At 73.2% G+C, this 12,846-nt stretch carries 11 protein-coding genes; 6 read left to right on the top strand and 5 right to left on the bottom strand.

Features of this window, described 5'->3' with window-relative positions; translation table 11 throughout:
- The first annotated feature begins 145 nt into the window (after positions 1–145).
- Complete coding sequence (locus ACZ6RT_RS18780) at positions 146–1,237, top strand: cellulose binding domain-containing protein (protein WP_470154969.1); 1,092 nt, start codon at positions 146–148, stop codon at positions 1,235–1,237.
- 123 nt (positions 1,238–1,360) lie between these two features.
- Here the strand turns inward: ACZ6RT_RS18780 and ACZ6RT_RS18775 are convergent, their stop codons facing one another.
- Complete coding sequence (locus tag ACZ6RT_RS18775; RefSeq protein WP_399195623.1) at positions 1,361–1,912, bottom strand: bacterioferritin; 552 nt, start codon at positions 1,910–1,912, stop codon at positions 1,361–1,363.
- A gap of 102 nt (positions 1,913–2,014) precedes the next feature.
- Here ACZ6RT_RS18775 and ACZ6RT_RS18770 point away from each other — a divergent pair, with 102 nt between their 5' ends.
- The 3 genes from ACZ6RT_RS18770 (at position 2,015) to ACZ6RT_RS18760 (ending at position 5,310) form a co-directional block, all read left to right on the top strand.
- The gene (locus ACZ6RT_RS18770) at positions 2,015–3,115 is read left to right on the top strand and encodes a YihY/virulence factor BrkB family protein (protein WP_399195625.1); all 1,101 of its coding nucleotides are present in this window, start codon (positions 2,015–2,017) and stop codon (positions 3,113–3,115) included.
- A gap of 169 nt (positions 3,116–3,284) precedes the next feature.
- Positions 3,285–4,034, top strand: coding sequence for a DUF4097 family beta strand repeat-containing protein (locus ACZ6RT_RS18765; RefSeq protein WP_470154968.1), 750 nt, complete (start codon positions 3,285–3,287; stop codon positions 4,032–4,034).
- A 253-nt stretch (positions 4,035–4,287) separates the two neighbouring features.
- Positions 4,288–5,310, top strand: coding sequence for a LacI family DNA-binding transcriptional regulator (locus ACZ6RT_RS18760; RefSeq protein ID WP_399195629.1), 1,023 nt, complete (start codon positions 4,288–4,290; stop codon positions 5,308–5,310).
- Between the two features lie 42 nt (positions 5,311–5,352).
- On the opposite strand, the gene ACZ6RT_RS18755 is transcribed toward ACZ6RT_RS18760, so the two are convergent.
- Both ACZ6RT_RS18755 and ACZ6RT_RS18750 read right to left on the bottom strand, forming a co-directional pair.
- Positions 5,353–6,765: a DHA2 family efflux MFS transporter permease subunit gene (locus ACZ6RT_RS18755; RefSeq protein ID WP_470154966.1), complete on the bottom strand. Its 1,413-nt coding sequence runs from the start codon at positions 6,763–6,765 to the stop codon at positions 5,353–5,355.
- A 248-nt stretch (positions 6,766–7,013) separates the two neighbouring features.
- On the bottom strand, positions 7,014–8,084 hold the full coding sequence (locus ACZ6RT_RS18750; RefSeq protein ID WP_470154964.1) for a sigma-70 family RNA polymerase sigma factor: 1,071 nt from the start codon (positions 8,082–8,084) through the stop codon (positions 7,014–7,016).
- A gap of 269 nt (positions 8,085–8,353) precedes the next feature.
- Between ACZ6RT_RS18750 and ACZ6RT_RS18745 the strand changes: the two genes are divergently transcribed.
- Together ACZ6RT_RS18745 and ACZ6RT_RS18740 are read left to right on the top strand one after the other, a co-directional pair.
- Positions 8,354–8,995, top strand: a complete 642-nt coding sequence (locus ACZ6RT_RS18745; RefSeq protein ID WP_470154962.1) for a class I SAM-dependent methyltransferase — start codon at positions 8,354–8,356, stop codon at positions 8,993–8,995.
- Positions 8,996–9,378: 383 nt separating this feature from the next.
- Positions 9,379–10,197 (top strand): neutral zinc metallopeptidase, encoded by an 819-nt coding sequence (locus ACZ6RT_RS18740; protein ID WP_470154960.1) that lies wholly within the window; start codon positions 9,379–9,381, stop codon positions 10,195–10,197.
- A gap of 106 nt (positions 10,198–10,303) precedes the next feature.
- Here ACZ6RT_RS18740 and ACZ6RT_RS18735 read toward each other — a convergent pair whose 3' ends face one another.
- Entirely contained in the window at positions 10,304–11,269 is a 966-nt protein-coding gene (locus ACZ6RT_RS18735) for a tetratricopeptide repeat protein (protein ID WP_470154958.1), read from the bottom strand.
- Positions 11,270–11,397: 128 nt separating this feature from the next.
- Positions 11,398–12,828, bottom strand: a complete 1,431-nt coding sequence (locus ACZ6RT_RS18730) for a hypothetical protein (RefSeq protein WP_470154957.1) — start codon at positions 12,826–12,828, stop codon at positions 11,398–11,400.
- Positions 12,829–12,846: the final 18 nt, after the last annotated feature.

The raw sequence follows: 12,846 nt of genomic DNA, 5'->3' as shown, positions 1-12,846 counted from the left end.
GCGGGACGAGCGGGGGCGCCGGTCGTTGAAAGTTACACCTCCGGCGGTGATCGCGCCGCAGGTCGGCCCGGTCCCCGGGGCGGCCTGCTTCCCGTCCCCGCCGAGGCCACCTAGCATCGGCCCTCCATCGAGGCGGGAGCGGGAGATGCGAAGGACGACACGCGGGGGGAACGCGATTCTGGCGGTCATCACGGCCGTGACGACCGCGGTGGCGGCGCTGGGGTTCGTGCTGGCGAGCACCGCCGGGCCCGCGGGCGCGGCGACCGTCAGGATCATGGCGCTCGGGGACTCCATCACCGGTTCACCGGGCTGCTGGCGGGCCACGCTCTGGAACCGGCTGGTGAACGCCGGGCACACCGGCCTGGACTTCGTCGGCACGCTGCCGTCGCAGGGCTGCGGCGTCGCCCACGACGGGGAGAACGAGGGTCACGGCGGGGCGCTGGTCACCAACGTGGCCGACCAGAACCAGCTTCCCGGCTGGCTCTCGGCGACCCGTCCCGACATCGTGCTGATGCACTTCGGCACCAACGACGTCTGGAGCAACCGCCCGACCGCCACGATCCTGGCCGCCTACGGCAAGCTGGTGGACCAGATGCGGGCCCAGAACCCCGGCATGAAGGTGCTGGTCGCCCAGATCATCCCGATGAACCCGAGCACGTGCGGCGAGTGCGCGCAGCGGGTCACCGCGCTCAACGCCGCGATCCCCGGCTGGGCCGCGTCCAAGAGCACCGCCGCCTCCCCCGTGGTGGTGGTCGACCAGTGGACGGGCTTCAGCACCGCGTCCGACACCTACGACGGGGTGCACCCCAACGCCTCCGGTGACCAGAAGATGGCCGACCGGTGGTTCCCCGCCCTGACGGCGCTGCTCGGTCCCGCCCCCACCGTCACCCCGACCCCGACCCCGACCGCCACGCCCACCGTCACGCCGACGCCGACGCCCCGCGCGTGCTCGGCCGTGTACCGGACCATCGGGCAGTGGTCGGGCGGCTTCCAGGGTGAGGTGACCGTCAGCAACACCGGCCCGGTGCCCATCACCGGCTGGACGGCGAGCTGGGCCTTCCCCGACCGGCAGATCAGCCAGGCGTGGAACGCCACGGTGACCCGGTCCGGGACCGACGTCTCGGCGCGGAACGTCGCCTGGAACGGTTCCCTGGCCCCGGGCGCCACCGCGACCTTCGGTTTCATCGCCTCGGGGACGGGCGCGCCGGTGTCCCAGGTGTCCTGCACGGCCGGTTGATCGATCCGGCCACCGTCTCCGGCCACCGTCTCCGGCCACCGTCTCCGGCCACCGTGCGGCCGGGTCCCGCGACGCCACCGATCCCGCGGCGGCGTCGCGATCCCGGCCTGCGGGACCGCGACCTCAGCCCTCGGAGGACAGCGCGCCGGGAAGGCGCTCCAGCAGGCTCTTCAGGTCGTCGGCGTGCTCCTCCTCCTGCGCCAGCAGGTCCTCGAAGACGCGCCGGGTGGTCACGTCGTCGTTGCCGAGCCAGTTGACGATCTCGGTGTAGGAGGCGATCGCGATCCGTTCGGCGATCAGGTCCTCCTTGACCATCTCGATCAGGTCGAGGCTGTCGTCGTACTGGGCGTGCGAGCGGGCGGTCAGCGTGTCGGGGTTGAAGTCGGGCTCCCCGCCGAGCTGGACGATGCGCTGGGCCAGCCGGTCGGCGTGCTCCTGCTCCTCGGCCGCGTGCTCCAGGAACTCGGCCGCCACCAGCCCGGCGTGCAGGCCCGAGGCGGTGTAGTAGTGCCGCTTGTAGCGCAGGACGCAGACCAGCTCGGTCGCCAGCGCCTCGTTGCACACCTGGATGACCCGGGGCAGGTCCGCGCCGTAGGCGGACGTGATAGGACCCTTGTCGATCTCCTGGCGCGCACGCGCCCGGATCTCCTTGATATCTGTGAGGAATTCAGCCATGGGTCTGCCTTACCCAGATACGGGCTTTTATCAAGTGTTCTTGGCCACATCAAGAGGCGGATCCGTTCGTGGCATCACTTTTCGGGTAACGAGCCGTTCGAGATGGGAACAGCGACGAAGGTCCCGCAGACGCGGACCATGAACGGCGAGGAACTCTCCGCCGACCACGCCCTGACCGCCCTGCGCATGTACGGACGCTGGCACCTGGTCCGCGACTCCTTCGCCCGGTTCAGGTACGGCGAGGGCCTGACCAACTCCAGGGCTCTCGCCTTCCAGATCTGCCTGTCGATCATCCCCGGCGCCATCGCGATGGTCGGGCTGAGCTCGGTGATCAACCAGGAGGAGCTGGGCAAGGTGCTCGAGCTGGTCCTGAGCAGGATCGCCCCGGGCGCGGGGGTGGAGGCCGTCCAGGACGTGCTCTCCGACAGCCACCGGCAGGCGGGCCGCACCGGGGGCGCCCTGGCGCTCTGGTTCGGGCTCGTCACCGCCCTGGTCTCGCTGACCAGCGCCATGGCCCAGGTGGAGCGGGGGGCGAACCGCATCTACGGCGTCGAGCGGGACCGCCCGTTCCTGCGCAAGTACGCCAGGGCCCTGCTGATGGCGCTGACCGCGGGCGCCTTCATGACCGTCGGCTTCGTAGTGATGGTCGGCGGCGGCGCCATCAGCAGGGCGCTGGCGCAGGTCTACGACTGGGGCGACGGGACCATCGACGCGTTCAACCTGGTGCGCTGGCCGCTGGGTTTCCTGCTCGCGCTGATGTCCAGCTCGGTGCTGTTCCGGGCCGCGCCGCGCCGCAGGCAGCCGGGCCACACCTGGCTCGCGTTCGGCGCCCTGGTCTCGCTCGTGCTGTGGACGGTCTTCACCCTGCTGCTGGCCCTCTACACCGAGAGCAGCGGCACCTTCGGCGCCACCTACGGCCCGCTAACCGCCGTGATGGCGCTGCTGCTGTGGTCGTTCCTCAGCTCGATGGCCCTGTTCCTCGGGCTGGCGTTCGCGGCACAGCTCGAGGCCGTCCGCGCCGGGCTGTCCGCGCCCGTCGAGCCCGATCCCGGCCCGACCGCCGAGGAGGAGAGGGAGCCCCTGGTCGGCGCGGCGGGCGCGGCCGTCGCCGATGTCACCAGGACGCTCGTGACGTCGCTGCGCGGGCTCCGGCCCGGCCCGTCCGGACGCCGGTCGGGCCCCGGCGACGGACCGGCCACCTGACGGGCCGTGCAGGAGGCCGTGCGACCGCCTCGGCGAGGACCCGCTCCTGGCGCCTTCGGCGGGAGCGGTCGGGGAGTCGGCCGAACGGCCGAGGCGTGGGGCCCGATCCGCGCGAAGGTCGGCCGAACGGCGGATACGTGCCCCCGGCCCGCCCGGCGATCATCGGTGCATGACGCGTAGAACCCCTTTCCTCCTGGCCGCCGGCCTGCTCGCCGTGACGACCACCGGCTGCGCCGTGAAAGCCTCCTCGAACGCCCGCGACGAGGACCGGCTCTTCCCCTACTCCGCTTCCACCCTGGTCATCGAGGCCAGAGGGACGCGCGTGCGCCTGGAACCCGGCACCGCGGGGACGGTCCGGGTGAGGCGGACGTTGAAGGGCACCCCCGCCGAGGAGGGGAACGCCTCCTGGTCGATGGAGGGCGGCAGGCTCAAGGTGGGCGTCACCTGTTCCGGCATCGTGCTCGACAACTGCGAGTCCCGGCACACGGTGATGGTCCCGCCGGGCGTGGCGGTCGAGGTCGACAGCGACCAGAACGTCAGCGCGGTCCGGCTCGCCCAGTCCCTGAAGGTCAGGGCCGGCGACGGCGACGTGCACACCCGCGCGATCTCCGGCCCGCTGGACGTGGTCACGACCAGCGGGAAGGTCGACCTGGAGGCGATCCGGTCGCCCAAGGTCACCGCGCGTTCCTCCGACGGGAAGCTCAACCTGGGCTTCGACACGCCCCCCACCGAGGTCGAGGCGGTCTCCGGCAGCGGGACCGTGACCATCGTGCTGCCGAAGACCGCCGACGCCTACCGCGTGCGGGTCTCCAGCCGGAACGGGCAGGCGACGACGCGGGTCCCGGAGAGCCGGGACGCGAAGCGGTCCCTCGTCGCCCGCTCCGACGACGGGAACGTCCGCGTCCGTCACGCCACCTGACGGCGTACCGGGCCCGGCGCCCGGGGGCGAGCTCAAAGGTGCGCACGCGAATCGGGCGCGGGACCGGCCAGGTCGAGGAGGGCCCGGACGTCGGGCCCGTCGGCCGGTGAACGTTTCTGCCGATGACGAAAAATTTTCCGTACGGTGGTCGAGAGAGCGTCCCGGGGGTGATCGCGGAAGGCGTTCTCCGTTCGGGACGGACGCCTTCCGGCGCTGAACGACACTCCGAAAGATTTCGGATATGCTGCCGGACATGGCAGGGAAGCCCCGTGTGACGATAGCGCGCATCGCCGAGGAGGCCGGCGTGTCCGCGCCGACCGTCTCCAAAGTGATCAACGGCAGGCCCGAGGTCGCGCCGGAGACGCGCAGGCGGGTCGAGCGGCTCCTGCACGAACACGGCTACATCCGGCGGACGGGCGGCGCCGACGGGCCGGTCGGCCTGATCGATCTGATCTTCGCCGAGCTGGAGAGCCCCTGGGCGATGGAGCTCATCCGCGGGGCCGAGAGCGCGGCGGCCGAGGCCGAGGCCAGCATCGTCATCTCCGTCCTGCACACCCACGCGGGTCCGGGCCGCGACTGGCTCGACCGGCTGGCCGCCCGCCGCACCGACGGCGTGATCATCGTCGGCTCCCGCCTCTCGGCGCAGCAGTACGGCCAGCTCAACGCCCGTTCCATCCCCTTCGTGGTCGTCGACCCCGAGGGGGAGCCCGCCGCCGGCGTGGCGTCGGTGGGCGCGACCAACTGGCACGGCGGCCTGAACGCCACCCGGCACCTCCTGGAGCTGGGCCACCGGCGGATCGGCATGATCGGCGGCCCGCCCGACGTGCTGTGCAGCCGGGCCCGCATCGACGGCTACCGGGCCGCGCTGGAGACCGCGGGCGTGCAGGTGGACCCGGCGCTGATCCTGCACGGTGACTTCCTCGTCGGTTCCGGCCACGACCACGGCCACGCCCTGCTGTCGCTGTCCGACCGGCCCACCGCCATCTTCGCCGGGAGCGACCTGCAGGCGTTCGGGGTGTTCGAGGCGGCCAGGCAGCGCGGGCTGCGCGTCCCCGACGACCTGAGCGTCGTCGGGTTCGACGACCTGCCGCTGTCCCGGTCGGCCTGGCCTCCGCTGACCACGGTGCGCCAGCCCCTGGAGGAGATGGCCTCCCTCGCCACCCGCATGGCCCTGAGCATCTCCCGCGGCGAGACCCCCGAGCCCCGCCGCGTGGAGCTCTCCACCGACCTCGTCATCCGCGAGAGCTCCGCCGCCCCGGCGCACCCGACCGGCTGACCGGCGGGGCCGCGGGCCGTCCCCGGTGTCCCGTCCGAGGTCTCATCCGGCCTGGGGGACGCCGCTCTCCTCGCGTGCCGGTGCGGCCGGGACGGGCGCTCGCCTCCCCGGCATGCCGAGGGCGATGAGCATGCCGGCGAACGCATACGCGGCGACCGTGATCATCGCCGCGGTGAAGCCCGCGCTGAACTCCCCGGCCGACCCGTACCCCCCGGTGCCCGCGAAGACCGCGACCGTGACCGCGACGCCGAACACCCCGCCCAGGATCCGCAGCATCATGAACGCGCCGGACGCCTGGCCGATCTCCCGGGGGCTCACCGCCCCGACCACCGCCTTCTGCGCCGCGGGCATGGCCATGGTCAGCCCGGCCCCGCCGATGACCAGCGCGGGCAGCAGTTCGAGATAGCCGGTGTCGGTGTCGGCGACCAGGGCGATCCAGCCCATGCCGACGGTCTGCAGCAGCAGCCCGCCGACCACGAGGTTCCGCTCGCCCACCCTGTCGGTCAGCCTGCCGGCGATCGGCGCGCACACCATCAGCGTCGCGGTCCACGGCATCAGCCGCAGACCCGCGCCGAGCGGCCCCTCCCCCAGGACGGTCTGGAAGTACTGCGCGAGGAAGAACAGCGTGCCGTACAGCGAGGCGAACACGAGGAAGTTCGCCGGGTTGGCCGTGGCGAACGCCCTGGCCCGGAAGAAGCGCATCGGCAGCATCGGCGCCTTCGCGCGCCGCTCCCAGAGCACGAAGGCGGCCACCAGCGCGACCCCGAGCACCAGCGCGCCCACCACCTCCGCGCTCCCCCAGCCCGCCGCGTTCCCGCGGACCAGGCCCCAGACGACGCCGAACGCGCCCAGGGTCACCAGCACGACCCCCGGCAGGTCGAAGCGGACGTTCGGGCCGGTGCTCTCGTCGACGCGCCGCAGCACGAGCGCGATCGCGACCACCCCGACCGGCAGGTTCAGCCAGAAGATCCACTGCCAGGCCAGCCCTTCGGCGATGAGACCGCCGATGAACGGGCCGCCGAACGTCGCCAGGCCGGTGAGGCCCAGGTACAGCCCCATGGCCCTGCCCCGCCGTTCCGGCGGGAAGATCGCGCCGATCAGGGTGAGCGACAGCGGCAGCACCATCGCCGCACCGGCCCCCTGCAGCGTCCGGGCCGCGATCAGGGTGCCGATGTCCGGGGAGAGCGCGCAGGCCACCGACGCGACGGTGAACACCGCCAGCCCGGTGACGAACGTGCGGCGGCGGCCGAACCGGTCGCCCAGCGCCGATCCGGTCAGCAGCAGCACCGCGAACGTCAGGTTGTACGCGTTGACCGTCCACTCCAGCGACTCGATCGACGCCGCCAGGTCCTTGCGGATCGTGCTCAGCGCCGTCGTCACGACCAGGCTGTCCAGCGCCATCATGAACGACGCCAGCGACGCGAGCCCCAGCACCCACGCCTGCTTGGAGGTCATCCGTCCCCCGCCTGTACCCACGGTCTCTCCCCCTGCTCGAATGTCTTGAATGTCGTTAATGACACGGATGTCGCGGGCCGTCGGTGGACGCCCGGGCGGACGACGCCCGCCGGGGTCCCCGCGGCCCCGCCCGCCCCCGGGCGTGGCTCCCCGCCCGCGCCGCTCCCCGGGCGCGCCGCCGGCGCCCGCGCCGCTCCCCGGGCGCGCCGCCGGCGCCCGCGCCGGATCCCCGTCCCGTACGCGGCCGGTCAGTCGCGCAGCGACCGCGGGAGCCCGAACGCCGCCAGGAGCGAGTTGTCCAGGAACCGCGTCAGCGCGGCGATCCGGTCACCGGCGAGGGTCAGGACGAACACCCCGTGCGCGTGCAGGATCGGCGTCCCGGGGTCGCGCCGGTAGCAGCCGAACGCCGGTTGCCCGTTCGCCCGCGTCGGGATCATCACGTGCCGGCGACCGGCGCGCAGCGCGATCGTGGCCAGGAAGTTCCCGATCGCGTCCGGGCCCCGGTACTCCAGCGGCAGCGGAGGCATGCTCAGCGACGCGTCGTCGGTCAGCATGGCCACGATCGCGCCGACGTCCCCGGCCTCGAACGCGCGGCTGAAATCGTCCGTGATCCGGCGCTCCAGCGGCGAGTGCGGCAGCGGAGCGCTCTCCCGGCCGGGGCCGGGCAGTTCGTGCGCCAGCGCGCTCCGTGCCCGTCTGAGCGCGCTGGTCACCGCGTTCTCGGTGGTGTCGAGCATGCCCGCCACCTCGCCGGCCCGGAACTCCAGGACGTCGCGCAGCACCAGCACGGCACGCTGCCTGGGCGGCAGCTGCTGCAGCGCCGCCAGGAACGCCAGGGAGATCGACTCCCTGACCTCGTACCGCGCCTCCGGTCCGGGCGTGCGGTCGGCGATCTCGTCGAGCAGCACGTCCGGGTACGGCTCCAGCCAGCTCGGTTCCTCCCGGCGGTGCGACGGCTCGGGCAACGGGATCCCGGGCTGGTAGGCCGCGTACTCGTGCGGGCGGCGGGCACCGGCCCGCAGCAGGTTGAGACAGCGGTTGGTGGCGATCCGGTAGAGCCACGTCCGTACCGACGCGCGTTCCTCGTAGCCGCCGATGCCGCGCCATGCCGCCAGCAGCGTCTCCTGCAGCAGGTCCTCGGCGTCCTGCACCGAGCCGAGGATGCGGTAGCAGTGCACCTGGAGCTCACGCCGGTAGGGCTCGACGAGATCGCGGAACGCCTCACCGTCCCCTCCGCGCGCCAGCGCCAGCAGCTCGTCGGCCGGGCGCCGGGCATGGGCCGGGGAGTCGGTCCCCCCGGCCGGCGGGATCCCTCGCATGGTGGCTCCTTCTCTCCTGTGGTCCCTCTCATATGGTCGGACACCGCCGGCGACCGAAACTGGTCGGTCCGCCCGAATTTCACCGTTTTCCCTGCTGCGCGCCACCGGGGCCCGGGTCCGGGTCTAGGGCTCGGGCCAAGCACTCGGGCCCGGTGCCCGGGTCCGGTGGGTGCCGGTGAGGTGCCGGAACGGCCCCGTGAGACCCGACGGAGGCGTGGGGCCGGGCGGCGTGCCGCCCACACCCGCCCGGGGAGGGTTAGGGTGGCCCGGTGTCAGACACCTCGCCGCGCGACGCGCGGCTGCGCCGGTACTGGGACCGGCAGGCCGGCTCCTACGACCGGCGGATGGCGCTCGCCGAACGCCGCTTCTTCGCCGACACCCGCCCCTGGCTGTGCGGTCAGGCCACCGGCGAGACGCTGGAGGTGGCCGTCGGCACCGGCCTGAACCTCGCCCACTACCCCGGCGACGTGCGGCTCACCGGCGTGGAGTGGAGCGTCCCGATGCTGGCGGTGGCCAGGCGTCGCGCCGGCGACCTCGGCCGGGAGGCCGACCTGCGGCACGGTGACGCGCGGGCGCTGCCCTTCGGCGACGAAAGCTTCGACACGGTCGTGTGCACGTTCGCGCTGTGCGGCATTCCCGACGAGCGGGTGGCGCTCGCCGAGATGGCGCGGGTCCTGCGGCCGGGCGGGACGCTGCTCCTGGCCGATCATGTGGCGTCGTCGTCCTGGCCGGTCCGGGTGCTGCAGGGCCTGCTGGACGCGCTCAGCGTGCCGACGGCCGAGGAGCACTACCGCCGGCGGCCGATACTCGAGGTGCGCGCGATGGGATTCACCGTCGAGCGCCACGAGCGCTTCAAGGCCGGCGTCATCGAACGGCTCGCGGCCCGGAGACCCGGCCCTTCCGGCCGCTGACCGTGAGCGGCCGGGCCGCGCAGGATCAAGTGGCCGGACCGCACCGGATCAAGTGGCCGGACCGCACCGGATCGAGCGGCCGGGCGCGCAGGATCCCCTTCCATGACACCGGCGTCCCCGATGCCGGATCAGCAGGCGCCGGGCCGTGCGGCACGGCCACCGTACCGGATCGGAAAGACCGGTCCCGGTGATTCTCCGGCGCGTTTACGCCATTGAGGCGGCGATTACCACTGTCGCGCAGTGCACTTTTTCGTGCGCATTACTTTGTCATACGATGCCCCTGCCGTTGAGGCTCCGCACCGACGAGGCACCGCGCGTCATCCCGACGGCCGCCGGTGACAGGGGAGGCCATGGTCGCGTCACGACGGGGAATCGCTCGTCTCATGTGCGTCGCGTTGGTGGTGAGCCTGCTGGTGGCCGTCCCGGCCGAGGTCACCGCGGCCGAAGGGAGCGAAAAAGCCCCCGCGTCCGTTTCCGCCGCGACACGTCTCGACGACATGTACGAGGACATCGGCAGCGCCCGATACGTCATCGACCGTTTCTGGGAAACGCACTGGTCGGAATTCTTCCCCGGCCGTTATTCCTCCCCGCGCGTTCTCGGCACCTACGACGGGGCCCGCGGGAACGGCGCCTACGGGGACGGTGCCTACGGGGACGAAGGCTACGGGGACGAAGGCTACGAGGAGGGCTACGGGGACGGGGGGTACGGCGAGGGCTATGACGGCATGTACGGCGACGGGGTCCACGGCCGTGGCGGCTACGACACCGGACGGGGCCGCACGCCGACGTGCCACGGATACCCGCTCCCCGACGACAACGCCCTGTACTGCTGGCCGCCCTACGACTTCGTGGCGTGGGACGTGGACCTCATGAGCATGGGATACCGGCAGGGGGACGCCTGGATCTACCTGATCGTCGCGCACGAGTGGAGCCACGCCGTCCAGGCCCGCATCCCGCAGCGGCTGGTGTCCCGGCAGATCGAGCTGCAGGCCGACTGCCTCGCCGGCGCGACGCTGTGGGGGGCCGGTGAGGACGGCACGCTCCACTTCGAGGAGGGGGACACCCGGGAGATCGCCGCCGCCCTGCGGCAGCACGCCGACGACACCCCCTGGACGGACGTGAACGACCACGGCACCGCCGCGCAGCGCCTGAGCGCCTTCAACCGGGGCGCGCTCCAGGGAGTCGGGGGCTGCCTCACCTGACGGATCCTCCCGGGCGCCCGTCACGGACGGCTCCTGGCTCCCGGCACCGCCCTCTCACCGTCACCGGTGCGGGGCTCCACGGTGAGGCCCGGGACGGGGCTCCGCCTCAGACGCGGCTTCCTCCCGGGTGTTCCGGCAGGGTGGCCGGCCGCTCCGCCCGTTCGACGTCCCCCGCGCTCAGGCAGGCCGTCCTGGCGATCTCCAGTGCCTCCACGGCCTCGACGAGGCGTCCGGTCTCCACGAGGAGGTCCGCCCACTCCCTGGCCACGGCGGCCAGATGGTCGTGGTCCGCGGGCCGGGCCCCGGGGGACCCGGCCAGCCGCCCGCGGATGGTCACCGCCTCGGCGTAGGCGTCGACGGCCTCCTCGCGGCGTCCCAGCGCGGCCAGCCGGCAGCCGAGGACGTGCAGCGCGGTGGCGAGGGTCGCCGAGCAGGCCGAGGGGTCCTCCTCGGCGAGCCGTCTGCGGATCGAGACGGCGCGGGCGCTGTGGGTCACGGCCTCCTCCAGCCGCTCCAGGGACGCGGTCCGCTGCGCCAGGGTGTGCAGCGCCATGGCGAGCTCGGGCTCGTACGCCGGGTCGCGCGCGGCGAGTTCCCGGTAGAGGTCCACCGCCTCGCGGGCGGCGTCCAGGGCCGGTTCGGGCAGGCCGATCCGGCTCAGGTCGCAGGCCAGGGCGTTCAGCGAGCCCGCGAGGTGCGGAAGGTGCTCGTCGGGACGCGTCACCGCCAGCTCGCGCCGAAGGGCCACGGCCTCGCGTCCCGCGTCGACCGCTTCGTGCCTGCGGCCCAGGCGGACGTAGCGCGCCGCCACGTTCGCCAGGCACAGGGCGAGGTCGGGCAGGTACGCCTCACGGTCGTCGTGGGTGAGCCGCCGGGCGATCCGCACGGCCTCCTCGCTCGCGGTGAGCGCCCCCCGGTGGCGTTCGGCGGCGCCGAGCAGGTCGGACCTGCCGAGCGCCAGGGCGAGACGGCGTTCCCGGTCGGCTCGCCGGCCCGCGTCGTCCGGCATCGCCTCGGAGCCGGTGTCACCCGGATGCTCCGGTCCCCAGACCGGAAAGGAGTCGTGTTCCATCGGGTCCGTCCCTCTTCCTCTCACCCCACCGAACTCACCCCACCGAACTCACCCCACCGAACTCACCGCACCGGTTCGGCGCACCGGCTCACCGCACCGGCTCACCGCACCGGCTCGGCGCTCCGGACTCAGCGGCCCACCTCACCGAGCCGGACGGAGCTGCGCACCGGGATCCACCGCGCCTCGGCGGCCCGCCTCCTGCCGGGACGTTCCCCGAGCAGAGCGCTCCTGCCGTCGGGGACCGTCTCGGCGGACCGCCGGTCGTCGGGCAGCACCTGCCAGACGGGGTCGCGCCGGATCAGCGGCCCGTCCCGGTCGGACCCGCCCTCGGACGACGGCGTCCAGAGCGTGCGGACACCGTGGTCGTTGACGAACCGCAGGTGGGTACCGCACCCGGGACAGCGAACGCCCGCCGGGCCGAGCTCCTCGCGCCGGACGGTGAAGTGGCCGTAGTGGTCCACCCCGCTCCCCCAGCCCAGGTCCATGTGCCGTCCCCAGTCCACCGTGGCCGCGTTCCCGCCGGTGGGGGCGCAGACCGGGCAGGGCACCCGCAGCTCGTCCCAGAACCCCGGGCCGTCCAGTTCCGGATCGTGGTGCCCGAGATGCTTGACCGTCCCGGTGACGATCCCGCCCGGCTCCTGGGGAAGACGCCGGACCCGTGGCACGGTGGTGATCGGGTCGGAGTTGTTGATGAGCCGGGCGAAGCGGTCGGCGTGGGCGTCGCTCAGGCGGGGGACGCCCAGCACGGAGCGGGCGGTCAGGTGCTCGAACCGCCGGATGGCGCCCGAGGGGCGGGCCACGTGCGCCGAGGTGATCATGGGGGGTGTGGAGCCGCGGGGCAGCAGCCAGAGCGTGGCGAGCAGCTCGCTCACCGGCCAGAAGGACGAGAAGTGGTCCGGCCCGGGAAGGACGATGACCCGGCCGGTTCCGATGATCTCGTACATCAGCCGTGCCACGCCCTCCCACATCTGCTGCCGGGTGACCACCTCGCCGGGGTAGGAGTACTCGCGGGGCGGCACCGTCCGTACGGTGACCGAGTGGGCCCGTTCGAACCCGGCCCGCCACTCCTCCGCCTCCCGCCGCATCGCGGGGTGGAAGCTGAGGAAGTAGTCCGCAGGGTGGTCGAACATCCAGTAGTGCCCCGGGGACCGGGAGGGGCCCGGGGCGGGCGGCGAGGGGACGCCCAGCACGCGGCGCAGCCGCCGCTCCAGCCACTCCGCCAGCTCCGCGTTCTCCATGGTCTCCCCGTGGACCGGGGCGTGACCGGCGCGGGTCAGCACGTTGCGGGGCAGCGGGGTACGGCTCAGCACGATGCTGCCGGGGTCGAGCTTGGCGCGCATGTCGAAGGTGGCGTAGACGTCCTCGGGGCCCTCCACCGAGCAGTCCCAAACCACGAACGCCGAGGCTCGCCGGGCCGCGAGGACGGCGGCCGTGCCGGCGCCCGGGAGCGCGGCCAGCAGGCGGATCCCCAGACGCGCGCAGATCGGCCGTACCCAGGTGTCCAGCAGGTCGTGGCCGCCGTCGGTCGGCGGTACGAAGATCGTCAGGGTGGCGTTCATCGGGCCGCCCTCCCGGGG

The sequence above is a fragment of the Streptosporangium sp. NPDC050148 genome, assembly GCF_055586505.1.
Note: the sequence above shows the minus strand (reverse complement) of the source record. Positions and strands in the feature narration are given on the sequence as shown.

Bases quoted from the DNA above. Each gene is read 5' to 3' on its own strand.
- ACZ6RT_RS18780 (WP_470154969.1), top strand. From the start codon at position 146: ATGCGAAGGACGACACGCGGGGGGAACGCGATTCTGGCGGTCATCACG.
- ACZ6RT_RS18750 (WP_470154964.1), bottom strand. From the start codon at position 8,084: ATGCGAGGGATCCCGCCGGCCGGGGGGACCGACTCCCCGGCCCATGCC.
- ACZ6RT_RS18760 (WP_399195629.1), top strand. From the start codon at position 4,288: ATGGCAGGGAAGCCCCGTGTGACGATAGCGCGCATCGCCGAGGAGGCC.
- ACZ6RT_RS18755 (WP_470154966.1), bottom strand. From the start codon at position 6,765: ATGACCTCCAAGCAGGCGTGGGTGCTGGGGCTCGCGTCGCTGGCGTCG.
- ACZ6RT_RS18740 (WP_470154960.1), top strand. From the start codon at position 9,379: ATGTGCGTCGCGTTGGTGGTGAGCCTGCTGGTGGCCGTCCCGGCCGAG.
- ACZ6RT_RS18730 (WP_470154957.1), bottom strand. From the start codon at position 12,828: ATGAACGCCACCCTGACGATCTTCGTACCGCCGACCGACGGCGGCCAC.
- ACZ6RT_RS18775 (WP_399195623.1), bottom strand. From the start codon at position 1,912: ATGGCTGAATTCCTCACAGATATCAAGGAGATCCGGGCGCGTGCGCGC.
- ACZ6RT_RS18735 (WP_470154958.1), bottom strand. From the start codon at position 11,269: ATGGAACACGACTCCTTTCCGGTCTGGGGACCGGAGCATCCGGGTGAC.
- ACZ6RT_RS18765 (WP_470154968.1), top strand. From the start codon at position 3,285: ATGACGCGTAGAACCCCTTTCCTCCTGGCCGCCGGCCTGCTCGCCGTG.
- ACZ6RT_RS18770 (WP_399195625.1), top strand. From the start codon at position 2,015: ATGGGAACAGCGACGAAGGTCCCGCAGACGCGGACCATGAACGGCGAG.